Source organism: Lentzea flava (assembly GCF_014648475.1).
GTDB lineage: Bacteria > Actinomycetota > Actinomycetes > Mycobacteriales > Pseudonocardiaceae > Lentzea > Lentzea flava.
Window position 1 is genome coordinate 454,851 of the sequence record NZ_BMRE01000002.1, and the last position, 20,563, is coordinate 475,413.

Below are 20,563 nucleotides of genomic sequence, written 5' to 3' on the forward strand. Positions count from 1 at the left end.
TCGCGCTGAACGATCTCGAACGGGCGGTTCGAGATCGTTCAGCCCACGCGGGGCAGTCGCCGCCGTTACGGTGACCTGGTGCTCAGTGCGTGGGGTCTGACCAAGGCCTATGGGGGCCGCACGGTCGTTGATCAGGTGGGCTTCGAGCTCCAGCCGGGCACCGTGACGGCCTTCCTGGGCCCCAACGGCGCCGGCAAGTCGACGACCCTGCGGATGATCACCGGGCTGACGATGCCGGACAGGGGCCAGGCGATGGTCGCCGGCCGTCCGTTCACCGCGTGGCCGAACCCGTCGCACGTGGCCGGCGTGCTGCTCGACGCGGCCGCCGTCCACCCCGGCCGCAGCGGCCGCGGCCACCTGCGCACGGCCGCCATGCTCGCCGGGGTGCCGAGCCGTCGCGCGGACGAGGTGCTGGAGACGGTGGGCCTGGCCGACGCGGCCACCCGCAAGATCGGCAAGTACAGCCTCGGCATGCGTCAGCGGCTGGGCATCGCGCACGCGCTGCTCACCAACCCGCCGTTGCTGATCCTGGACGAGCCGATCAACGGCCTCGACCCCGAGGGCATCCGCGCGGTGCGCAACCTGCTGCGCGGGCACGCCGCCCGTGGCGGCACCGTGTTGCTGTCGAGCCACGTCCTGTCCGAAGTGGACCAGACGGCCGACCGCGTGCTGGTGATCGGCAACGGCCGCATCGTCGCCGACGGTCCGCTGGCGAGCCTGACCACGTCCTCCCGGTCCCTGGTGCGCGCCAAGGACATGAACCGCCTGGCCGAGGCCCTCCAGCGGGGTGGCATCGCGATCCAGCCGGCGCCGGACGGGTTCATCGCCGCGCACGCGCCCGTCGAGCGGGTCTCGGACGTCACCTTCGCCGCCGGCATTCCGTTGCTGGGCCTGCGCGAGGAGCAGATGAACCTGGAAGACCTGTTCTTCCGCCTGACCGGGGGAGGACGACCGGCATGATCCACGGCTATCCGCCGCAGCAGACCGTTCCGCCTCCCGTGGTGGCGCACGGCGCATGGGCGGCCTGTGCGGCCCAGCGCTCACCGTTCTGGCGGCTGGTGGCGGTCGAGGCGCGCAAGCTCGTCGGCACCCGGTCGGACAAGCTCGTGCTGGCCTTCTCGCCGATCTTCCTGGTCGGCCTGATGGTGCTGTTCACGTTGCCGCAGACGAACCTGGCGAGCGCGGGCAAGCAGATCGGGCCGCTGCTGATCGTGGTGCAGCTGGGCCTGCTGCTGGTCTTCGCGACCGTGATCAAGCTGGTCGCGGGCGAGTGGCAGTACAAGAGCGTGCAGCCGACGTTGCTCGTGCAGCCCTCCCGCATGCGCTACTTCCTGGCGCAGGGCACGGTTCTCGCGGGCGTGTGGCTGGTGTGCACGCTCTTCACGTTCATCCTGTTCCCGATCCTGATCAAGATCGCCGCGGACGGGAACAACCACAACTACCTGCTCGGCATGCGGCCCGGCTGGGTGCTCGGCGTGACCATGCTGGCCACCGCGCTGGTGCTGCTCACCGCGTTGATCGTCTCGCTGCTCGTGCCGAACACCGGCGGCGCGCTGACGGTGTTCTTCATCGTGGTGCCGATGCTCGCCGTCGCCCGGCTCAGCCTGCCGGAGGTCTTCGGCCTGATCTACCCGCTCGAACCCGCCTGGCACCTGGCGGGACTCGGAGCGGGGTTGCCGCAGACCATTTCCTCGGCGGTCCTCTGGCTGGGCCTGCTCGCGTTGTCCCTGTTCCGCCTCCAGCGCCGCGACGCAGGCTGACCTCAGCTCGCCCTGCTGCCGCCGTTCTCGTCGATCAGCGGCAGCACCTTCTCCGCGGCCTCCTTGGCCTTGGGGCAGAAGTCCCGCATGGCCCTGTCGATCGGCTGGTCGACGTCCTGCTGCCGCAACGCGATGCTCTCGTTCAGGTCCATCGAGGCGTCGACCTGGAACGGACGGTCGGAGCCGGTGTCCACGGTGATCGTGCAGCGCTCGTTCACCTCACCGCTGATCACCGTGGTCGCGTAGTACCGGTCCAGCAGGATCCACCGCTGGAAGTAGTGTCCGGCACCGCGGTCGCCGTTCCAGACGTCGACGAAGTGCTGCGCCTTGGACTTCCGCGTGGCGCCGGGGCTGAAGAGCGTGATGGACAGGCTGCCCCACTCCTCCTGCGCGTTGCAGCCACCGGCGACACCGGTGGTCGGCTTCTTCTGCAGCCCGAGCAGCGACTGGAGGTTCGGCGGCAGCGTCTCGCACGTGTTGTCGAAGACCTCCGGCCTCGACAGGTTGAAGTCGAGGTTGTCGTAGGCGATCGCCTGCGGGTCGAGCCGCGGGCCCGGTGAGCCCCTCGGCGGCTCCGGCGGCGCGGTGCAGGCGCCGAGCGCCGCGGTGGCGGCCAGAAGTGCGACCAGACGGACCATGCCCATGATCGTCAGTTCAGCACATCCGGCCCGCCCGCGCGGCCGTTCCGAGCAGGTCACCCGCGTCCGGGTGACGCCTTTCAGCCCAGGTTGTTCGTGTCGAACGTGTTGCAGCGGGCGGGGTCGCCGGTCTGCAGCCCCGTCGTGAACCACTTCTGCCGCTGCGCCGAGCTGCCGTGGCTGAACTTCGTCGTGTCGACGCGGCCGCCGCCGAGCTCGCGCTGGATGAAGTCGTCACCGATGCGCGCCGCCGCGTCCAGGGCGGCGTTCACGTCCTCCTGGGTGATGTTCGTGATGAGGGGCTTGCCGTTGGCCGACGGGGTCGTCGTCGCGGCCTTGCCCCACGCGCCCGCGTAGCAGTCGGCCTGCAGCTCGAGCCGCACCGAGTCGGAGGTGGGGCCGGTGCGGGAGCTGACGCGGTCGGAGGTGCCGAGCAGGTTCTGGACGTGGTGGCCGTACTCGTGGGCCAGCACGTAGGCCTCGACGAACGGGCCGCCGGTCGCGCCGAACTTGGTGCGCAGCTCGTTGAAGAAGTCCAGGTCGATGTACACCTGGGAGTCGGCGGGGCAGTAGAACGGGCCCACGGCCGAGGTGGCGTTGCCGCAGCGGGTGTTCACGCTGTTGCGGAAGAAGTTGGTCTTGGTGACCTGGTAGGTGCGGCCGGAGCGGGCGAACTGGTCGCTCCAGAAGGCCTGGATCGAGTTGATCGTGGCGACGACCCGGCAGTCGCTGTCGCGGTTCGCGTCGGCGCCGGTCTTGCACTTCTCGGCCAGCTGGCCGGACTCGACCTGGGTGTTGGAACCCAGGCCCTCCAGGCCGCCCGCGGGCAGCTGGATGCCGGTGAACTGCTGGACCAGGAAGTAGATGATGAGACCGACCACGCCGAGGCCGCCGCCGACACCGGCGACGCGGCCGCCCACGCCCCGCTGGTCCGAAACCTGAGAAAGGTCGAGTTCCGCGCCTTCGTTGAACTGCACCGCAATCCTCCTGCCAAGGATCCCATGGGTGCCGCAAACGATAAAGCACCAAACACGCCTCGGTGCGGAGCCCGACGTCGGGGCACCGCACCGAGGCTTTCCCATTTGGTTGTAGCGACTACGGCCAACGGTGGTTGGCGTGGCGCCCGACCGGTGACGCCATGAGACGAAACCGATGTCGAGCTCAACAGCGTCGAAGTGCGCCGAGCGACGCCGATGGCGCCTGGGCACCCGATACCCCGTTCGAGGTTGCTACGCAGTCGCGACCGGACCGGTCACGTCCGATCCACTCGCGGGGATGCAACAGACCGCGTTTCGCCACAGCGAGGAGTTACCTGCACGGCACCACCTACCCCTTCTGGGCGTGGCATCCGGTGGTCTAGTCGAGTCACCTTCCGGTTGCCAGCTCGTTACCGAGCATGCGCTTGATCACCCCATATCTCAACACCTCACCCGCAACCTGAATTGGTGAAGTCAGACGGGTGACCTGCGGAGATCGACTGTGCAGACAGCAATCGCCCGGCGAGAACGAGCTCGCCGGGCGATTGGTGGGGAAGGCGGAGATCAGGCCTTGGTGACGCGGCGCGCGCCACGACGGGCCATGACGCCCGCGGTCATCAGGCCGAGACCCACGAGCAGGAACTCGAGCGGATCCGCACCGGTCCTCGACAGGTTCGGGATCGGCGACGCCTGGTTCGACGCCTTGTTGCCCGTCTGCGGGACGCCGGCACCCGAGTCGTCGCCGGTGTGGCCGCCACCGGAGTTGTTGTCGCCGCCGTTGTTGCCACCGCCGGGGTTGCCGCCGTTGTCGGGCGGGGTCTGTCCGGGCGGCGTGGTGCCGGGCGGGTTCTGGCCGGGCGGGTTCTGGCCGGGGGGCTGCTCGCCCGGCGGCTCCTCACCAGGAGGCTCCTCGCCGGGGCCCTCGGACTTGCCGCAGTCGCCGCTCGCGGTGCCGAGCACGGCCGCGCTGGTGCCGCAGACCGTCACCGGCGCCTCGACGGTGCCGTTGGGCGGCTCGGGCTTGGTCTCACCGCAGCTGCCGTTGCCGCCGCCGGCGACGCCGACGGAGTTGCCGCAGACCGTGACCGGCGCGGAGACGAGCGCCTTGTCGGCCATCGTGCGCTGGTCGGCGGCCTTCGGGGCGCTGTCGCAGGTGGCGTCGCTCTGGCCGAGGACGTTGACGGCGTTGCCGCAGATCTTGACCGGGACGCTCACCAGGTTGCCGACGCGCACCTCGTCGTCGACGTTGATCGGCAGCGGAATGGCCTGGGCGAACCCGGCGGTCGCGACCATGATGCCGCCCGTCAGGAGGGCAGCGGACATGGTCCGGTTGAGGTTCTTGCGCATGACTGTTCTCCCTGGAGTGGAATGACTGATCCCTGTGCATGGCCGTGGAGGCGTGGCACGGGATCAATCAGGGGAGAACGTCGGTTCCTCCGCGCGCACGATGCGCGGCACGTCCTGCTGTTCGGTGCTGACGAGAGACGTCGTGGTGGCGGGCGGGCGCAGCGCGTACGTCAGCGTGCCCGCCGGGATCTGGTTGCCGTTCGCCTGCCCGGCGCCGCTCTGCGGGAGCGTGCCGGTGATCGGCTGCTCGGCCTGCGGCTGCGGCTGCGGCTGGGCGGGAACGGGGTTCGCTGGCCGCGTGGCCGACGGCGGTGGCGTGGCCTGCTGCTGGGGCGCCTCGGCCTGCACGGGCGCTTCCACGACCGGCTGAGGCGGCGTCTGCGGCACCACAGGCTGCGGTGCCGGCGCCTCGGTGCGCGGGTTCGGTGTCGGCGGCGCGGGTGCTTGCGGCTGCTGCGGGACGAGCCCGGTCTCGATCTTGAGCCCGACGTCGGCGACGGGCAGCCCGACCTCGATCTTCAGCTGGTCGATCTCGATTTTGACGTCGGCGTGCGCCTCACCTGCGCTGCCCAGCAGCCAGGCGCCGGTCACCAGACCGGCGAGCAGCAGGAGCCGACGCAACCAGGACATCGACCCTCACCCTAGATCAAATGGAGCAGTTCGACACACGAAAAAGGCCATCTCGACGACTTTGTCGCCGAGATGGCCCTCACGTGCGGTCTGCGGTTACGACACCTGTGTGATGCGATCGGTCGCCGGGGCGCCGACGCCCTTGTTCGCGTCGAGGTAGGCGGTGAACGCGTCCAGGTCGATGCCACCACCGACGACGTTCGTGCCCTTGGTGAACTCGCTGAAGCCGTCACCACCGCCCTGGAGGAAGCTGTTGATCGTCACGCGGTAGCTCGCGGCGGGGTCGAGAGGAACTCCGTTGAGCGTGATGCCGGAGACCTTCGAACCGAACGGCGCGGACAACGACCAGGTGTACTTCAGGCCTGCCGACGGCTGCAGCACGAACGTCCTGGCCGCGGTGAACTGCTGCTCCAGCACGTTCTTGAGCTGCGCACCGGTCAGCGTGACCGTCGCCAGGGTGTTGCCGAAGGGCTGCACCGTGAACGCCTCGCCGTAGGTGACCACGCCGTCGCCCTCACCCGCGGGTGAACTGGCGTAGGTGAGATCCGCGCGCACGCCACCGGGGTTCATCAGCGCGAGCACCGCGCCGTTGGTCCCGTCCTTGGTGGCCGCGAGCTGCGAGTCGGCGATCAGGTTGCCCAGCGGCGACTCGCCGGAGGGAACCGCCTGCCGCGGGATGTTCGTGCTGATCACGCCGACCGGCTTGTTCGCGAGCGGCGCCGACTTCTGCTTGGCCAGGTCGATGACGGCCTGGACGTCCGGGTCCGGCGCGACCGTCCGGGTGACGATCTTGTTGTCGGCCTTGGTCTCGCTGCGGATGACGTCGCGCGTCCGCCGGTCGATCTTCAGGTCGACGACGCTGAGCTCACGCCCGAACGCCAGACCCTCGATGAACGGCCGCGGGTTGCCCGCCGGGTCCTTGACCACGCAGTTGTAGTGCTGGTGGCTGTGGCCGGAGAAGACCGCGTCGATCTTCGGGCTGACGTTCGTCGCGATGTAGCTGCCGGGGTTCTGCGCGGCCACGTTGCACGCGTTGGGCCCGCCACCGGGCGAGGTGACCTGGTCGCCCTGGTGCACGAGCAGGACGATCGCCTTCACGCCGATGGCGTCGAGGAAGTTGGCGTACTTGTTGGCGGCCTTGACCTCGTCGCCGAACTGGATCTCCTTGATGCCGTTCGGGTCGACCAGGATCGGCACGTCCTTGAGCGGCATGCCGATGAACCCGATCGGCATCCCGTCGCGGATCTCCACCCAGAACGGCGGCAACGCCGGCAGCCCGGTCTTGGTCTTCGTGACGTTGGCCCCGAGGATCGGGAACTTCGCGCCGGGGTAGCTGTCCCGGAACTGGCAACCGTCCTTCGGGTGGCAGCCACCGCGCTGCATGCGCAGCAGCTCCTGGTAGCCCTCGTCGAACTCGTGGTTGCCCGCCGCGGTCGTCTCCATGCCGACGTTGTTGAGCACCTCGATCGTCGGCTCGTCGTGGAACAACGCCGACGTGAGCGGCGACGCACCGATCAGGTCACCCTGCCCGACGACGACCGAGTTCTTGACCTCGTTCCGGAGGTTCTTGATGTGCGTCGCGTTGTAAGCGGCACCACCGGCGTCGACGGTCGTCCCGTCGGCCAGCACCACCCGCCCGGACGACCCGGTCGGCGGCTCGAGGTTGCCGTGCAGGTCGTTGATCCCGATCAGGCGCACGTCGACCGCGCCCCGGCCCCGCAGCGCCTGGGAGTCGGCCTGGGCGGGCCCGGTGGCGGTGATGACAGTGGCCGCGGCAGCGGTGATCGCCAGAACGGACAGCCGTCTGAACGAACTCATGGGTGAGAGCCTCTCCAGCAAAGGCGTGGTTAACGCGCGTGTACGGCGCAGCAGTCTGCCTCCCGCACGCGCCGTTTGCCAGAGGAATGACTCGATCGTCATGCGCGGGTTTAGCCTTGTTCTCGTGACACCTAGTGAGCAGGAGCCGCGCTGGCTCGACGAGGGCGAGATGCGAGCGTGGCGCACCTACGTGAACGGTTCCTCCATGCTCATGGACCGCCTGCACCGAGAGCTGCAAGACACCCATGGCGTGTCACTGGCCGACTACGAGATCCTCGTGCGCCTGTCCGAACAGCCCAACCACCGCATGCGCATGACCCAGCTGGCCGAAGACGTGGCCTCCTCGAAGTCCCGCGTCTCCCACCAGGTAGCCCGCATGGAAAAGGCCGGCCTGGTCCTGAGGCGCGAGTGCACCGAAGACGGCAGAGGCGTCCTGGCCGAACTGACGCCAAAGGGCATGGCCCAGCTGGTGGAGGCGGCCCCAACCCACCTCCGCGGCGTCCGCGCCCACATCGTCGACCTGCTGTCGCCCGAGGAGGGCGAGGTCCTGGCGAAGGTGTTCGACCGGGTCATGACACACCTGCGGGAGTCGAACGGCTAGGCTTCTCGGCTGACGCCACCGGCGTCGGGGAAGCGTGGCAGAGCGGCCGAATGCACCCGCCTTGAAAGCGGGAGACGGGCAACCGTCCGGGGGTTCAAATCCCTCCGCTTCCGCGAGGGGAGAGGTGTGTCGACGGAGAGCGTCGACCTATGCCTCGCTCCAGGTGTCTTCTGGGGGCCGAGCCCCCAGACCCCAGCCGGGGCTCCGCCCCGGACCCCGGCCGGAGGCTCCGCCTCCAGGCCTGGTCGGAGGCTTCGCCCCCGACCACAGCCGGAGGCTTTGCCCCGGACCTCAGCCGGGGACTTCGCCCCGGACTCCAGCCGGAGGCTTTGCCCCGGACCTCAGCCGGGGGCTTTGCCCCGGACCTCAGCCGGGGACTTCGCCCCGGACTCCAGCCGGAGGCTTTGCCCCGGACCTCAGCCGGGGGCTTTGCCCCGGACCTCAGCCGGGGGCTCCGCCTCGGTCCTGGCGGGGGGCTCGCCCTGGACCCCAGCCGGGGTGCGCCCCCGGACTCCGCGTGGCTTGCGGTTATGTCAGCTCGGCGGCGAGGTTTGCTCTTAGCGCTGTGCGGAACGCGCGGACGAGAAGCGGATCATGTTGCCTGACGGGTCGCGGAACGCGCAGTCGCGGACGCCGTAGAACTGGTCGATCGGTTCCTGCAGCACCTCGGCGCCTGCCGCGCGGACCTGGTCGAACTTCGCGTCCACGTCGTCGACGGTGAAGATGATGCCCTGCAGGGATCCCTTGGCCAGCAACGCGTTCAGCGCCTCGTAGTCGGTCGGCGGGATGGGTGGGCCGATGCGGGACAGGCCGATCTCGATGTCCGGCTGGTCGGCCGGGCCCACGGTGAGCCAGCGGTAGTCGTTCTCCACGGTCTCGTCGGTGCGGACCTCCAGGCCGATGACGTCGCGGTAGAACTTCAGCGCCGCGTCCTGGTCGTGGACGAAGAGGAAGGTGTGCGAGAGCTTCATGGGACGAGACCCTAGGTAGGGCGGGACCGCGACGCTTCTCGAAACCTGCTCGGTCTCGTGAGGCCCTTGAGGTGGCATCCCGGTACCGCGGCCAGCGAGTCGTGCGCCCTTGCGCGGTAGGCGGAGGGGGTCTCGCCCACCAGTTCGGTGAAGCGAGCCGAGCGACGTGCAGCCGACCTCCACGCACACCTCGGTGACGGACAGGGTGCCCAGGCGCAGCAACGCCTTCGCGCGCTCGATCCGCCTGGTCATCAGGTAGCCGTACGGGGTCTCGCCGTAGGCCGCGCGGAACTGGCGGGCGAAGTGCGACGGCGACATCAGGGCGGCGCGGGCCATCGCCGGCACATCGAGCGGCTTGGCATACTCGCGGTCCATCAGGTCGCGCGCCCGGCGCAGGTGGGCGAGGTCCTCAGGCGTCACAGGGCCCAGCATGCCACCAACGGACACACTCGTCCCCGCTGTGCTCACGCTTTTCGCGGGGTGCGGGTTGCCTCGAAAAGAAGAAAATCTTGAACGCTTTTCGGGCCCTTTCGGCGGTTCCGTGAACGCCGTTCCCCTGCGGTACTTTCCGGGCGTCTGAACGGCGCGTGCGGGGGCGTTGACGTCGTGGCGGTGGTGAAGGGCGGCACCGGCGGCGGTTACACGATGGTGCTCGGCGAGGACCGGAACTCCGACCAGCGCATCGATGGGAGCGAGGTCGCGAGCGGCGTCGAAGTCGTGCTGCTGAACCTGAACAGCGGCGCGCAGGTCGCAACACCCGCGGCGGGCAGGGCGTGGACCTGGATCTGGACCGCGGTGTGTCGGGGCCGGTGCAGCGCCTCGGTGGCCGTGGAGCCGGCTTCTACGCCCAAGCCGAGATCGTGCAGACCTACGGCGACCTCAACGGCGTCGTCTACGTCGATCGCAACCACAACGAGCAGCAAGATCCCGGCGAGGAAGCCGCGGACACCGTGGTGGAGGCGAACGGTGGCGTGCCCTACGGGTACGTCAAGACGACGACGGACGCCAACGGCCGGTTCACGTTCAAGAACATCCCTGGTGGCTCCACTACCAGCTGGCCGACGGGTGGATCGTCCACCAGGCGGCTCCGCTCCAGTTCGTTCGCGTGGAACCGGGAAGGCCGGCAGAGGTCACCGCGCGTGCGGAGCACCCGTACGCCGAAGCTCTCAAGGCCACGATGGTGCTCGACAAGACGGTCTACGCGGTCGGCGAGGAAGCCAAGATCGCCATCAGCCTGACGAACAGGGCCGACTATGCGCTCAAGGGCATCATCGCCACGTGCGAAGCGGCCGGCGGCGACCACTTCGGCCAGGAGCCGATGGTGGACAGCTGGGCTGATCTGCGCCCGTACAGCGCGGGCGTGACGCTCAACGCCCGTGAGACGAAGACGCTCGTCGTCACCGAGAAGGTGCCCGAGGCGGCGAGGTGGAAGAACAGGGGCATCGCGAGCTGTCCTTCGCACCGGGCGCCGCACGTCACGGCGACGTGGCGCCGGCGTACGACTGGGCCAGCGTTCCCGGTGAGGCAGGCAGCCCGCTCGCACACGACCGGAACAGCAACCTCCAGGTCGACCCCGGCGAGGGCATCCCCAACACCAGAGTTGTGCTGAAAACCCACCGCGAGAACGGCGCCATGATCGCCGAGATGATCTCGGATGCCGAGGGCTTCGTGCACCTTGACCAGATCCCGCCCGGTGACCACTGGGCGTTCGTCGAGGGGCCGTGGAAGTTCCCGTACGAGGACGGCAACTACGTCGACGCCAGCGCGGGCCGTCCGGCACGGTGCTTCTCCTTCGTGGTGCCGGAGCTGAGTTCGCCCGGCGGTGACGTCAGCAGTGGCGGCACCAGAGGTGCGCTCGCCAAGACGGGTGCCAGCGTGCTCGGACTCGCCGGGCTCGCCGTGCTGCTCATCGCGTTCGACCTCGGTGCTCGCGCGGCCGGTCGCAACAAGGAGACCACTCCGCGCGTTACACCTTGAGTCCAACTTCACACCCGCGGTCCACAGTGGAATGTTGATGTTGGAAACGCCTTTTCAGAACGCGATTCGCTGCGGTAGCTTGCCCTCGATCAGCGGACGCGTGCGGGGGCTTGACGTCTGCGGGCCGACACCTGGTGGGTTCTTGGGGGACTTCAACGTCCGAGAGAGCGATGAGCCCTGCCCTGTGATCGGCCGTCGCAAGACTGCGTGACAACCGGATTTGGCCACATCCTTGAGATCTGGGGGATTCCTTGCCAGAGAGATCGATCGCCCGCGCCCTGCTGAGAATCGGGGCCCTGACCACCGCTGCCGTTCTGGCGTTCGGCGGAGCCACCACGGGTGCGCTCGCGCAGGAGGACCCGGAAGCGCCGACGTCGACGACGAGCGTCGAGCAGACGCCGACGAGCGAGCCGAGCACGCCACCGTCCACTTCGGACTCGACGCCGACGTCGACCACCGACTCGCCGCCCAGCAGCACCGAGTCGTCCGCGCCTTCCTCGACGTCGCAGAGCACGCCACCGCCCACCACGTCCGAGCAGCCGAAGCCGGAGAAGCCCGGTGAGACCGCGGGTGTCGGCAACTACAAGATCAGGGCCGCGCACGACAAGAACGGCAACTGGTCCGTCGACCCCGGCGACGAGATCGCCGGTCTCAAGGTCGCCTTCAAGGACAAGCAGACCGGCGCCGTCATCGCCGAGCGCACGACTGACGCCGGCGGCTGGGCGGAGTTCACCGGCCTCGCCGTCGGCAAGTACTGGGTCACGATCGACCCCGCCTGGCTCCTGTCCGACGGCACCGCGGGCTTCGAGGCGTGGGTCACCGAGTCCGGCTCGCAGTTCACGCTCTTCCTCAAGCCGGGCGACGCCAAGCCGAGCCCGCGCGGCACCCTGTGGTTCGAGAAGTCGAGCTACGAGTCGCACGAGACCGTGCGCTTCTGGCTGACCGTCACCAACGTCGGCGGCGCGTCGGCGGAGCACGTGAAGCTGGGCTTCCCGATCCTCGACGTGAACACGCCGGAAGACGCGTGGGGCGACTTCGCCTACCGCGGCGCCGGCATCCGGCTCGCTCCCGGTGAGTCCCGCACGTTCGAGGCCACGGGCACGATCCGCGAGTACCGCGACGGCAAGCTGGTTCTCTGGGGCTCCATCGACTACGACGGCCGGCCTGACGTGCACCAGAGCGGCTACCGCGGCGAGGTCGCCGTGGTGCAGACCAAGGGCAGCATCAACGGCGTCGTCTACACCGACAAGAACCGCAACGGGCAGCAGGACGCGGGCGAGGCCGCCGCGGGTGCCGTGGTCGAGGCCAACGGCGGCGCGCCGTACGGCTACTTCAAGACCACCGCGGACGCTGACGGCCGCTTCTCGTTCAAGGACATCCCGTCCGGCGACTACTACGTCGGCTACACCCTCGCCGACGGCTGGGTCGTGCACGTCGACAACTCGGGCTCCAAGCCCCGCGTCCAGCCGGGCGCGGCGGTCGAGCTGGTCGCACGCGCGGAGCGTCCGTACAACGAGTCGCTGAGCGCGACGCTGACGCTCGACAAGGACGTCTACCAGGTCGGTGACAAGGCCGTGATGACGATCACGCTGACCAACTCCGGCGACCAGGCGCTGAGCAACATCTACGCGTGGTGCAACCGGATCGGCGACGAGAACCAGCTGGGCGGCCGTCCCGGTGGTGCCGACCTCTCCGGCTGGGGCGACCTGATCCCGCCCGGCAAGGGCGTCACCATCGGTGCCGGTGAGACCAAGACGTTCATCGCCACCGAGGCTGTGCCGCAGGCTGCTTTCGTCTACGGCAGGGTCATCGCGTCCTGCGGCTTCGCGCCGTACGCCGGCTGGAACACCGATGCCGCCGAGGCTCACGACACCGCGAGCGTTCCCGGTGGGTTCGGTTCGCTGAACGGCGACCTCTACTACGACCGCAACACCAACTGGACGGTCGACGAGGGTGAGGCCATCGGCAACACCCGGATCGTGCTGCGCGACCGCGAGACGGGCGCCGAGGTGGCCGAGACGGTCTCGGACGACAAGGGCCACTACCGCTTCGACCGCGTTCCCGCCGGCGACTGGGTGGCCAAGATCGACGGGCCGTGGAAGTTCGAGGGCGAGTACGGCGGCTGGGTTCGCGTCTACGCCGGCAGCGACTGGGGCACCGACTTCATCGTCGTGCCGGATGTGCAGCCCGTGACCGGTGGTGGCGCCAACACCCCGCCGCCCGCTCCGGCAGCTGCTGGTGGCGCCAGTGGCGCCGGTGGTGGCGGTACCGCTGACGCGCTGGCCAAGACCGGTGCGTCCGTGCTCGGCCTCGGTGTCGTCGGCGCGCTGCTCGTGGCCTTCGGCCTCGGCGCCAGCGTGGTCGGCCGCCGTCGCCAGACCGTCTAACTGAAATTCCACCCAACAGGGCGGCACTCACGCTGAGTGCCGCCCTGTTGTCATGAGCGCCACATCTCGCTGTCCCCAGTGGAGTGTTAGCGTCGCTAACCATCGGGTACGGGGGTGGACATGACGGTCTGGGAAGCAATCGCGGTGGTGATCGCGGGTGTGTTCGCAGGCGGCATCAACACCGTCGTCGGCAGCGGCACGCTCGTGACGTTCCCCGTGTTGCTCGCCGTCGGTTATCCGCCCGTGGTCGCGAACGTCTCCAACAGCCTGGGCCTCGTGCCCGGCTCGCTGTCCGGCGCGTGGGGTTACCGCGAGGAGCTGAAGGGGCAGAGGAGCCGGATCGCACGGCTGCTGCCCGCGTCGATCCTGGGTGGGATCGTCGGCGCGGTCCTGCTGGTGACGCTGCCCGCCAAGGCGTTCACGGCGATCGTGCCGGTGCTGATCGTGATCGCGCTGGTCCTCGTGGTGATCCAGCCGTGGCTCAACCGCAAGCTCTCCCACCGCAGAGGGCACAACGACGGTGGCGTGCTGTTGTGGATCGGGGTGTTCGCCGCGGGCATCTACGGCGGCTACTTCGGGGCCGCGCAGGGCGTGCTGGTCATGGGGATCATGGGCGTGCTCGTCAACGAGCACCTGCAGCGGATGAACGCGCTGAAGAACCTGCTGACCGCGTTCGTGAACCTCGTCGCGGGCGTCATGTTCATCTTCATCGCCGACGTGGCGTGGCTCGCCGTGGTGCTGCTGGCCGTCGGGTCCGTCGTCGGCGGACAGATCGGGGCCAAGATCGGCCGCAAACTCCCACCCGCCGTGTTGCGCGGCGTCATCGTGGTGGTGGGAGTCGCGGCGATCGTTCAGCTGCTCATGAAGTGAACGCGCGGGCGGCGGCCAGGAAGGCGTCGTTCTCCTCCGGCTCGCCGATCGTCACGCGGGCGCCCTCGCCCACGAACGCGCGCACGACGACCTTGTGCGCCAGGCAGTGCTCGTTGAACGCGGCGGTGCGCTCGCCCAGCGGCAGCCACACGAAGTTCGCCTGCGTCTCCGGCACCTCGTAGCCCATCGCGAGGAGCTCGCCGCGGACCCGCGTGCGCTCGGCGACGATCGCGCGGCAGCGGACCATCAGCTCGTCCTCTGCGTCCAGCGAGGCCATCGCGGCGACCTGTGCGAGGGCGTTGACGGAGAACGGCACGTAGACCTTCCGCAGCGCCTCGGCGACGTGCGGCTGCGCGACGGCGTACCCGATCCGCAGGCCCGCGAGGCCGTACGCCTTGGAGAACGTCCGCAGCACCGCCACGTTGTCGCGACCGGCGGCCCACTGCTGCTTGGCCAGCTCGACGCCGTCCGGGATGTGCGCGTCGTCGACGAACTCCTTGTAGGCCTCGTCGATCACCACGAGGACGTCGTTCGGCACCTTCGCGATGAACGCCTCGATCTCCTCGGTGCGCAGTGCGGTGCCCGTCGGGTTGTTCGGGTTGCAGACGAACACCATGCGCGTGTTCGGCGTGATCGCCGCGGCCATCGCGTCCAGGTCGTGCACGTGGCCCTCGGTGAGCGGCACGCGGATCTGCTTGGCGCCCGCGACGTGCGTCACGATCGGGTAGGCCTCGAACGACCGCCACGCGAACAGCACCTCGTCGTTCTCGGTGCAGGTCGCCTGGACGAGCTGCTGGCACAGGGTCACCGAGCCGCAGCCGAGCGCCAGGTGGTCGGCGGGAACGCCGAGCTTGTCGGCGAGCCGGCCGGTGAGTTCGGTGCAGCCAGAGTCCGGGTACCTGTTGATGCCGGTGGCCGCCTCGGCGATCGCTTTGACGACGCTGGGGAGCGGTCCGGCGGACACCTCGTTGCTCGCGAGCTTGATGGCGCCGGGGATGGTCCTGCCGGGCACGTAGGACGGCAGGGACGCCAGGTCAGCACGGGTTCGCACGGTCATACCGCCGATCCTCGCATTGCTCCGTCCGATTGGTCACGTTGACTGGAGTTCACCCCGGCGTGCAAGGGTGGAAAACATGACCATTACCCGCACCGAGACGCTTTCCCTCACCGACGGCCGTGAGCTGCGGGTGACGATCGGCGAACCAGAGTCCGCCGTCCGCGGCGGGCTGGTGGTGCTGCACGAGGCCCGCGGCATGACCGCGGGGGTGCGGACGCTCGTCAGCAGTCTGGCCGCGGAGGGCTGGCTCATCATCGCGCCGCACCTCTACGACTTCGACCGCGTGCACGGCGACGACATCAGGGACCAGGTCAGCAAGCTGTCGGGAGATCGTCTGCTGGAGGACACCGACGTCGCGTTCGTGTGGCTGGGGCAGCAGGGCGTGAGTCCTGACCGCATGGGCGTCGTCGGGTTCGACATCGGCGGCACGGTCGCGATGGTGGTGGCGGCGAGTCGCACGATCGGGGCAGCGGTCACCGTCCAGGCACCGGGAATCCTGGAGCCGCTGTCGGACGGTCTGCCCGCGCTGGTGGACGTGGCCGGCGACCTCACCTGTCCGTGGCTGGGCATCTTCCGCGACGACGATTCCGAAGAGGTGAGCAAGCTCCGGGATGCGGTGATCAGCTCGGAAACCGCGTCGGATGTGGTCCGTTTCGACGTTTCCAGTGACGAAGCCTGGGCTCGTGCGCTGAACTGGTTCGACGCACACATGAGGTAAGGGTCTTTACGGCGGATTGGAACCGAACCGTACTCCAGGTACATCTAAGGGATGCTTCGGACGGCTGACTGGGTGTAGCTGTGAGTAACACTCGGTGCTGCGGTGACGAGTAAGCAGTGCAGGGGGTTTGAGGGATGGCTGAAGGCACTGGGACAGGCACTGAGACACCCGCGGTTTCGACGGCGACGACGACGCCGATCACCGCGGAACAGCTGGCGGCGGTGAAACCTGCTCTCCAGCAGCAGATGCTGGCGGACAAGGCGACGGCGAGCCACGCCGCGGCGAAGCTCGACCAGGCGGCGGACAGCGGGAAGCTGACGCTCGACGTCGACGCCGCGGACGCGTTGATCAAGGCGGTCAACGCCGCACGCGACCAGGTCCTGGACCTGTGGAAGCGCGCGAGCAACCAGCTCGCCACTCCGTTGCAGCTGGGCGAGAACCCGGTCGCCAAGGCGATCAGCGCGCGGTTCGCGGACCTCGCCGTCGGTGAGGACTCCGGCGCGGCGAAGGCGTTGCTGGACCTGTTCAAGGTCCTCGACGACATCAGCATCGCGCTGAGCAAGAACCGCGACTCCATCCGCGCCACCGACGAAGAGGCCGAGAAGGCCATGAAGAACGCCGGGGGGTCCTGGTGAGTCAGGGATCGCACGACAACAAGGGCAACGGGAACGGCAACGGCAACAACGGGTACGACCGCAGCGCCCTGCACGAGCCGGTCGACTGGATGACCTACTCGCACGAGAAGCTCTACGAGATGGTGCACACCGGCGTGAACCTCGCCGGTGCCCAGGCCGCCGCGACGAACTGGCAGAAGATCGGCGAGGACATCGCCGGTGTGCGGGCGAGCCTGCTCAAGGCGGTCGAGGACTCCACCGTCGGCTGGGACAGCGAGTCGGCGAGGCTCGCCCGTGACGGTCTGACCGAGGTCACCAACTGGGCCGACGACACCGCGAACTACGCGCACAAGGTCGCCGCGGCGATCACGACCGAGACCAACAACGTCGAGGCCGCCCGCGCCGCGATGCCGCCGCCTCCGAAGGCGCCGGAACCGCCGGTGCCGGTGGTGGTGGACCCGGAGATGCCGCGACCGCTCCTGCGCGACCGGCTGAACACGATGGACTCGGCCGCGAGCCTCTTCGGCATCGAGACGGACCACGCCGCCACGCTGCGCCGGACCTCCACGTCCACCGACTTCCAGGGCTTCGAGAACCTCGGTACCAGCACGGTCGACACCCTCGCGGCCAACGACGCCCAGCACCGCCTCGCGGCGGACGTGATGGCGGCGTTCCAGCGCAACTCGGCCGCCGTCGACCAGACGGTGCCCGCGCAGTTCACGCCTCCGGTGAACCCGGTCAACCCGAACCCGCCGACGCTCGGCGGTGGTGACACCGGCGGCCGCACCCCCACGCCGGACACCGGTGCCGGAGGTGGCGCCGGCGGTCCGGTCACGACCACGACCGGCAGCACGAACCGTGGCACCACGAACACCTCTTCGCGCAGCTACGGCGGTGGTGCCGGCGTCCGCGGCGGTGGTGGTGGTGGCGGTGGCTTCACCGGCGGCATGATGCCCGGCCGCTTCAACTCGAACTCCGGCCAGGGCGGGCCCGGCGGTGGCGGTGGTGCCGGCGGCAGCGGTGGCGGCGGCAGCGGTGGCGGCGGCCTCTCGGCCGGTGTCAACGAGCGGGCCGGCGCGGGTGCCGCGGCGGCAGCGGCGTCGTCGGCGACCGGTGGCCAGACCAGGGCGTTCCAGAACCCGCTCGCGATGGGCGGCGCGCCGATGGCCGGTGCTCCCGCGGCGGCCCAGGGGCGTGACGACGAGCGCGAGCACAAGAGCGCGAGTTATCTGGAAGAGGACGACAACGTCTTCGGCCTGGACCGCAAGGCGGCCCCGCCGGTGATCGGTCAGTGAGCGAACGCCAGTTCACGGTGAGCTCGCAGGAGTTCTTCCTGTTGTGGCAGGCCGTGCACGGCGAGGACCGCGTCGTGCCGCTCGGCACGCCCCACGTGGGCGCCACCCGAGCGGCGCGGCAGCGCCTCGTCGAGGAGAGCTCCCAGACGCTCTACGCCCGCGGTCTCGGCACCGTGCACCGTCCGGACCCGGACCTGCGCGCGCTGGTCAGCGGCCTCGGCGAGTTCGACCGGGCGCTGGAGATCGCGTACTTCAAGGGAACCGAACTGGCTCGCGGCATCGCGTGCGCGGGCTGGAGCGGGGCGTTCGCCGCGCGCGTGAACAACGACGTGCACCTGTACGCGTTCCGCCCCAACGCGCTGGCTTCGGCCACGGTGTCATCGTTGCCAGGCCTCGCACCAGGCACGGGTCGTTCCGTGAACGTGCGGTGGGACGACTACGTGCGCGCGGGCAAGGCGGGCGAGCAGGAGGGCAAGCAGTCGTTCCTGGACGTGCTGCGCGACGTGGGCATCCGTGAACCGGAGGCGCACACGCTGCTGCGCATCGTGACGTCCCGGATCGGCGGCGGCGAACTCGGCCTCACCGCCCGCAACCGCGACGGCGTGCCGCGCCCGACCGGTCGTTCGGTGTCCTGGCTGGACACCCGCGAGGGCCGTTACCTGCTGCGCAAGTCCGACGGCTGGCTCGTCCTGGCCCCCGCCGACGCGTCTCGGTTGACCAGCGCGGTCGACGAGCTGCTGGCGGCGGGGTAGTTCCACACTGTTGGTGGACGGCCTGTCCGCCAATCACACATGGACGTTCGGTTGCGCCTCAACTAGACATGGGGCATGACCGACACCGACGTCGAACTGCTGTGGCGCCCCGACCCCACGAGGGACAACGGGATGACCGCCTTTCGCTCGTGGCTGCGCTCCGAGCGGGGCCACGACTTCCCCGACTACGAGTCGCTGTGGGAGTGGTCCGTCTCCGACCTCGAGGGGTTCTGGGGCGCCATAGCTTCGTACTTCGACGTCCGGTTCCACACCGCCCCTGAGCGCGTGCTGGGTTCCACGGACATGCCGGGCGCCCGGTGGTTCCCTGGCTCCACGCTGAACTACGCCGAGCACGCCCTGCGCCGCGGCGCCGACGACGACCTCGCCGTGATCTTCCACCGCGAGGACGGCTTCGCCACGTCGCTGTCCTTCGGCGCCCTGCGTTCCCGAGTGGCCGCTTTCCGGGCCGCCCTGGTCTCTCTGGGCGTCTCGCAGGGCGACCGGGTGGTGGCCCTCGTCCCGAACGCCCCCGAGGCCTTGATCGCCTTCCTGGCGGCCGCCTCGCTGGGCGCCACGTGGTCGTCCTGCTCCCCGGACTTCGGCGCGCGAGCCGTGGCCGACCGCTTCACCCAGATCTCGCCCGTGGTGTTCGTCGCCGTGTCGGGCTACGTCTACAACGGACGGTCCTTCGACTGCCGCCCGGTCGTCGAGGAGATCCGCTCCCAGATCCCGTCGCTGCGCGCCACCGTCCTGATCGACTACCTGGACAACGGCGCGACCTTGCCGGACACCCTGTCGTTCTCGGACCTGGTCTCCGCGAACGAGGGCGCGCCGCTGGAGTTCACGCCGGTGCCGTTCGACCACCCGCTGTGGGTGCTCTACTCGTCCGGCACCACGGGCCTGCCCAAGGGCATCGTCCAGGGCCACGGCGGCATCGTGGTCGAGCACCTGAAGATGCTGGCCCTGCACAGCGACCTCGGCCCCGGCGACCGCTTCTTCTGGTTCACCACCACCGGCTGGATGATGTGGAACTACCTGGTCGGCGGCTTGCTGGTGGGCACGACGATCGTCCTGTTCGACGGCAGCCCGGCCTACCCGTCGCTGAACACGTTGTGGCACTTGGCCGAACAACACCGCGTGACCTACTTCGGCACCTCCGCCCCGTACGTCCAGTCGTGCCTGAAGGAGGGCCTCGACCCGTCCTCCCGCTACGACCTGACGGCCCTGCGCGTGGTCGGCTCGACCGGCGCCCCCCTGACGCCAGAGGGCTTCCGCTGGATCGCCTCCGCCGTCGGCAAGGACGTCCAGATCGCCTCGGTCTCCGGCGGCACCGACCTCTGCACGGCCTTCGTGGCGGCCTCCCCGGACCGCCCGGTGTGGCTGGGCGAACTCTCCTGCCGAGCCCTCGGCGCCGCCGTCTACGCGTTCGACGAGGCCGGCACCCCGCTGGAGGACGAGGTGGGCGAACTGGTGATCACCAAGCCCATGCCGTCCATGCCGGTCTTCTTCTGGGGCGACGAGGACGGCTCCCGCCTGCGCGACGCGTACTTCGACACGTACCCGGGAATCTGGCGCCACGGCGACTGGATCCGCATCACCCCGCGCGGCTCGGCGGTGATCTACGGCCGCTCCGACTCGACCCTGAACCGAGGCGGCGTCCGCATGGGCACCTCGGAGTTCTACCGCGTCGTCGAGTCGATCCCGGGCGTCGTCGACTCCCTGGTGATCGACACGTCCGGCGTCACCGAGGGCGAACTGCTCTGCTTCGTCGTCCTCGACGGCGTTTCGCTGTCCGACGTGGAACCGTTGCTGCGCCAGGAATTGCGCTCGTCGTTGTCCCCGCGCCACGTCCCGAACCGCTTCGTGGCGGTGGCCGAGATCCCGAGGACCCTGAACGGCAAGAAGTGCGAGGTCCCGGTGAAGAAGATCCTCGCCGGCGTCGACCCGGAGAAGGCCGTCAGCCGAGGCGCCCTCCGCAATCCCGAGTCCCTCCAACCGTTCCTGGAACTCGCCTCGGGATGATCTAGGTCACTCCCGCCGCGGTGAACAGGCGTTTAACGCCCCTCTCAAGGCCTCCGCACGTGCCCTGACCAGCGCGTTCGGTGCTTAGAGGGGGGCGTTTTGCAACTCGGTTGGGGACCTGTGTAACCT

At 69.3% G+C, this 20,563-nt stretch carries 20 protein-coding genes, 1 tRNA gene and 1 pseudogene; 13 read left to right on the plus strand and 9 right to left on the minus strand.

Annotated elements, in window-relative coordinates:
- Positions 1-78: 78 nt before the first annotated feature.
- Both IEZ09_RS06400 and IEZ09_RS06405 read left to right on the plus strand, forming a co-directional pair.
- Positions 79-960: an ATP-binding cassette domain-containing protein gene (locus tag IEZ09_RS06400; protein WP_189252601.1), complete on the plus strand. Its 882-nt coding sequence runs from the start codon at positions 79-81 to the stop codon at positions 958-960.
- Positions 957-1,760: a hypothetical protein gene (locus IEZ09_RS06405; protein WP_189252602.1), complete on the plus strand. Its 804-nt coding sequence runs from the start codon at positions 957-959 to the stop codon at positions 1,758-1,760. The genes IEZ09_RS06400 and IEZ09_RS06405 overlap by 4 nt, the downstream gene beginning before the upstream one ends.
- 2 nt (positions 1,761-1,762) lie before the next feature.
- On the opposite strand, the gene IEZ09_RS06410 is transcribed toward IEZ09_RS06405, so the two are convergent.
- The 5 genes from IEZ09_RS06410 to IEZ09_RS06430 all read right to left on the minus strand — a co-directional run bounded on the left by IEZ09_RS06410 (position 1,763) and on the right by IEZ09_RS06430 (position 7,170).
- Complete coding sequence (locus tag IEZ09_RS06410; protein WP_189252603.1) at positions 1,763-2,398, minus strand: hypothetical protein; 636 nt, start codon at positions 2,396-2,398, stop codon at positions 1,763-1,765.
- 80 nt (positions 2,399-2,478) lie between these two features.
- Positions 2,479-3,375, minus strand: coding sequence for a KPN_02809 family neutral zinc metallopeptidase (gene ypfJ, locus IEZ09_RS06415; protein ID WP_189252604.1), 897 nt, complete (start codon positions 3,373-3,375; stop codon positions 2,479-2,481).
- 564 nt (positions 3,376-3,939) lie between these two features.
- Entirely contained in the window at positions 3,940-4,722 is a 783-nt protein-coding gene (locus tag IEZ09_RS06420) for a hypothetical protein (protein WP_189252605.1), read from the minus strand.
- A 63-nt stretch (positions 4,723-4,785) separates the two neighbouring features.
- Positions 4,786-5,352: a hypothetical protein gene (locus tag IEZ09_RS06425; protein WP_189252606.1), complete on the minus strand. Its 567-nt coding sequence runs from the start codon at positions 5,350-5,352 to the stop codon at positions 4,786-4,788.
- A gap of 96 nt (positions 5,353-5,448) precedes the next feature.
- On the minus strand, positions 5,449-7,170 hold the full coding sequence (locus IEZ09_RS06430; protein ID WP_189252607.1) for a bifunctional metallophosphatase/5'-nucleotidase: 1,722 nt from the start codon (positions 7,168-7,170) through the stop codon (positions 5,449-5,451).
- 169 nt (positions 7,171-7,339) lie between these two features.
- Between IEZ09_RS06430 and IEZ09_RS06435 the strand changes: the two genes are divergently transcribed.
- Positions 7,340-7,771 carry a MarR family winged helix-turn-helix transcriptional regulator gene (locus tag IEZ09_RS06435; RefSeq protein ID WP_239566770.1) on the plus strand — a complete coding sequence of 144 codons (432 nt, stop codon included), beginning with the start codon at positions 7,340-7,342 and terminating at the stop codon, positions 7,769-7,771.
- Between the two features lie 28 nt (positions 7,772-7,799).
- A tRNA-Ser gene (locus IEZ09_RS06440) sits at positions 7,800-7,884 on the plus strand.
- Between the two features lie 444 nt (positions 7,885-8,328).
- On the opposite strand, the gene IEZ09_RS06445 is transcribed toward IEZ09_RS06440, so the two are convergent.
- From IEZ09_RS06445 to IEZ09_RS06455, 3 genes and pseudogenes are all read right to left on the minus strand, one after another.
- The gene (locus IEZ09_RS06445) at positions 8,329-8,820 is read right to left on the minus strand and encodes a VOC family protein (RefSeq protein ID WP_308202371.1); all 492 of its coding nucleotides are present in this window, start codon (positions 8,818-8,820) and stop codon (positions 8,329-8,331) included.
- Positions 8,754-9,174: pseudogene (locus IEZ09_RS06450) on the minus strand (helix-turn-helix domain-containing protein). The gene IEZ09_RS06445 and the pseudogene IEZ09_RS06450 overlap by 67 nt, the downstream one beginning before the upstream one ends.
- A gap of 206 nt (positions 9,175-9,380) precedes the next feature.
- The gene (locus tag IEZ09_RS06455; protein ID WP_189252609.1) at positions 9,381-9,593 is read right to left on the minus strand and encodes a hypothetical protein; all 213 of its coding nucleotides are present in this window, start codon (positions 9,591-9,593) and stop codon (positions 9,381-9,383) included.
- Between the two features lie 254 nt (positions 9,594-9,847).
- Here IEZ09_RS06455 and IEZ09_RS06460 point away from each other — a divergent pair, with 254 nt between their 5' ends.
- The 4 genes from IEZ09_RS06460 to IEZ09_RS06475 all read left to right on the plus strand — a co-directional run bounded on the left by IEZ09_RS06460 (position 9,848) and on the right by IEZ09_RS06475 (position 13,976).
- Entirely contained in the window at positions 9,848-10,351 is a 504-nt protein-coding gene (locus IEZ09_RS06460; protein ID WP_189252610.1) for a hypothetical protein, read from the plus strand.
- A complete protein-coding gene (locus IEZ09_RS06465) occupies positions 10,345-10,719 on the plus strand; it encodes a hypothetical protein (RefSeq protein ID WP_189252611.1) in 375 nt (124 codons plus the stop codon). The genes IEZ09_RS06460 and IEZ09_RS06465 overlap by 7 nt, the downstream gene beginning before the upstream one ends.
- A 251-nt stretch (positions 10,720-10,970) precedes the next feature.
- Positions 10,971-13,106, plus strand: coding sequence for an SdrD B-like domain-containing protein (locus IEZ09_RS06470; RefSeq protein WP_189252612.1), 2,136 nt, complete (start codon positions 10,971-10,973; stop codon positions 13,104-13,106).
- 120 nt (positions 13,107-13,226) lie between these two features.
- Positions 13,227-13,976: a sulfite exporter TauE/SafE family protein gene (locus IEZ09_RS06475; protein ID WP_189252613.1), complete on the plus strand. Its 750-nt coding sequence runs from the start codon at positions 13,227-13,229 to the stop codon at positions 13,974-13,976.
- Here the strand turns inward: IEZ09_RS06475 and hisC are convergent.
- Positions 13,966-15,033 carry a histidinol-phosphate transaminase gene (gene hisC, locus IEZ09_RS06480; protein ID WP_189252614.1) on the minus strand — a complete coding sequence of 356 codons (1,068 nt, stop codon included), beginning with the start codon at positions 15,031-15,033 and terminating at the stop codon, positions 13,966-13,968. The two genes, IEZ09_RS06475 and hisC, sit on opposite strands and share 11 nt — an antisense overlap.
- A 76-nt stretch (positions 15,034-15,109) precedes the next feature.
- On the opposite strand from hisC, the gene IEZ09_RS06485 reads away from it, so the two are divergent.
- From IEZ09_RS06485 to IEZ09_RS06505, 5 genes are all read left to right on the plus strand, one after another.
- Complete coding sequence (locus IEZ09_RS06485) at positions 15,110-15,751, plus strand: dienelactone hydrolase family protein (RefSeq protein WP_189252615.1); 642 nt, start codon at positions 15,110-15,112, stop codon at positions 15,749-15,751.
- 134 nt (positions 15,752-15,885) lie between these two features.
- Positions 15,886-16,386, plus strand: coding sequence for a hypothetical protein (locus tag IEZ09_RS06490; RefSeq protein WP_189252616.1), 501 nt, complete (start codon positions 15,886-15,888; stop codon positions 16,384-16,386).
- Positions 16,383-17,660: a PPE domain-containing protein gene (locus tag IEZ09_RS47395; RefSeq protein ID WP_189252617.1), complete on the plus strand. Its 1,278-nt coding sequence runs from the start codon at positions 16,383-16,385 to the stop codon at positions 17,658-17,660. The genes IEZ09_RS06490 and IEZ09_RS47395 overlap by 4 nt, the downstream gene beginning before the upstream one ends.
- Positions 17,657-18,412, plus strand: a complete 756-nt coding sequence (locus IEZ09_RS06500) for an ESX secretion-associated protein EspG (protein WP_189252618.1) — start codon at positions 17,657-17,659, stop codon at positions 18,410-18,412. Before IEZ09_RS47395 ends, IEZ09_RS06500 begins: the two co-directional genes overlap by 4 nt.
- A 75-nt stretch (positions 18,413-18,487) precedes the next feature.
- A complete protein-coding gene (locus IEZ09_RS06505) occupies positions 18,488-20,434 on the plus strand; it encodes an acetoacetate--CoA ligase (protein WP_189252619.1) in 1,947 nt (648 codons plus the stop codon).
- The last annotated feature ends 129 nt before the right edge of the window (positions 20,435-20,563 follow it).

Coding starts and splice junctions, on each gene's coding strand:
- IEZ09_RS06420 (WP_189252605.1), bottom strand. CDS start 4,722: ATGCGCAAGAACCTCAACCGGACCATGTCCGCTGCCCTCCTGACGGGC.
- IEZ09_RS06485 (WP_189252615.1), top strand. CDS start 15,110: ATGACCATTACCCGCACCGAGACGCTTTCCCTCACCGACGGCCGTGAG.
- IEZ09_RS06425 (WP_189252606.1), bottom strand. CDS start 5,352: ATGTCCTGGTTGCGTCGGCTCCTGCTGCTCGCCGGTCTGGTGACCGGC.
- IEZ09_RS06445 (WP_308202371.1), bottom strand. CDS start 8,820: ATGCCACCTCAAGGGCCTCACGAGACCGAGCAGGTTTCGAGAAGCGTC.
- IEZ09_RS06490 (WP_189252616.1), top strand. CDS start 15,886: ATGGCTGAAGGCACTGGGACAGGCACTGAGACACCCGCGGTTTCGACG.
- IEZ09_RS06430 (WP_189252607.1), bottom strand. CDS start 7,170: ATGAGTTCGTTCAGACGGCTGTCCGTTCTGGCGATCACCGCTGCCGCG.
- IEZ09_RS06410 (WP_189252603.1), bottom strand. CDS start 2,398: ATGGTCCGTCTGGTCGCACTTCTGGCCGCCACCGCGGCGCTCGGCGCC.
- IEZ09_RS06505 (WP_189252619.1), top strand. CDS start 18,488: ATGACCGACACCGACGTCGAACTGCTGTGGCGCCCCGACCCCACGAGG.
- IEZ09_RS06405 (WP_189252602.1), top strand. CDS start 957: ATGATCCACGGCTATCCGCCGCAGCAGACCGTTCCGCCTCCCGTGGTG.
- hisC (WP_189252614.1), bottom strand. CDS start 15,033: ATGACCGTGCGAACCCGTGCTGACCTGGCGTCCCTGCCGTCCTACGTG.
- IEZ09_RS06475 (WP_189252613.1), top strand. CDS start 13,227: ATGACGGTCTGGGAAGCAATCGCGGTGGTGATCGCGGGTGTGTTCGCA.
- IEZ09_RS06435 (WP_239566770.1), top strand. CDS start 7,340: ATGCGAGCGTGGCGCACCTACGTGAACGGTTCCTCCATGCTCATGGAC.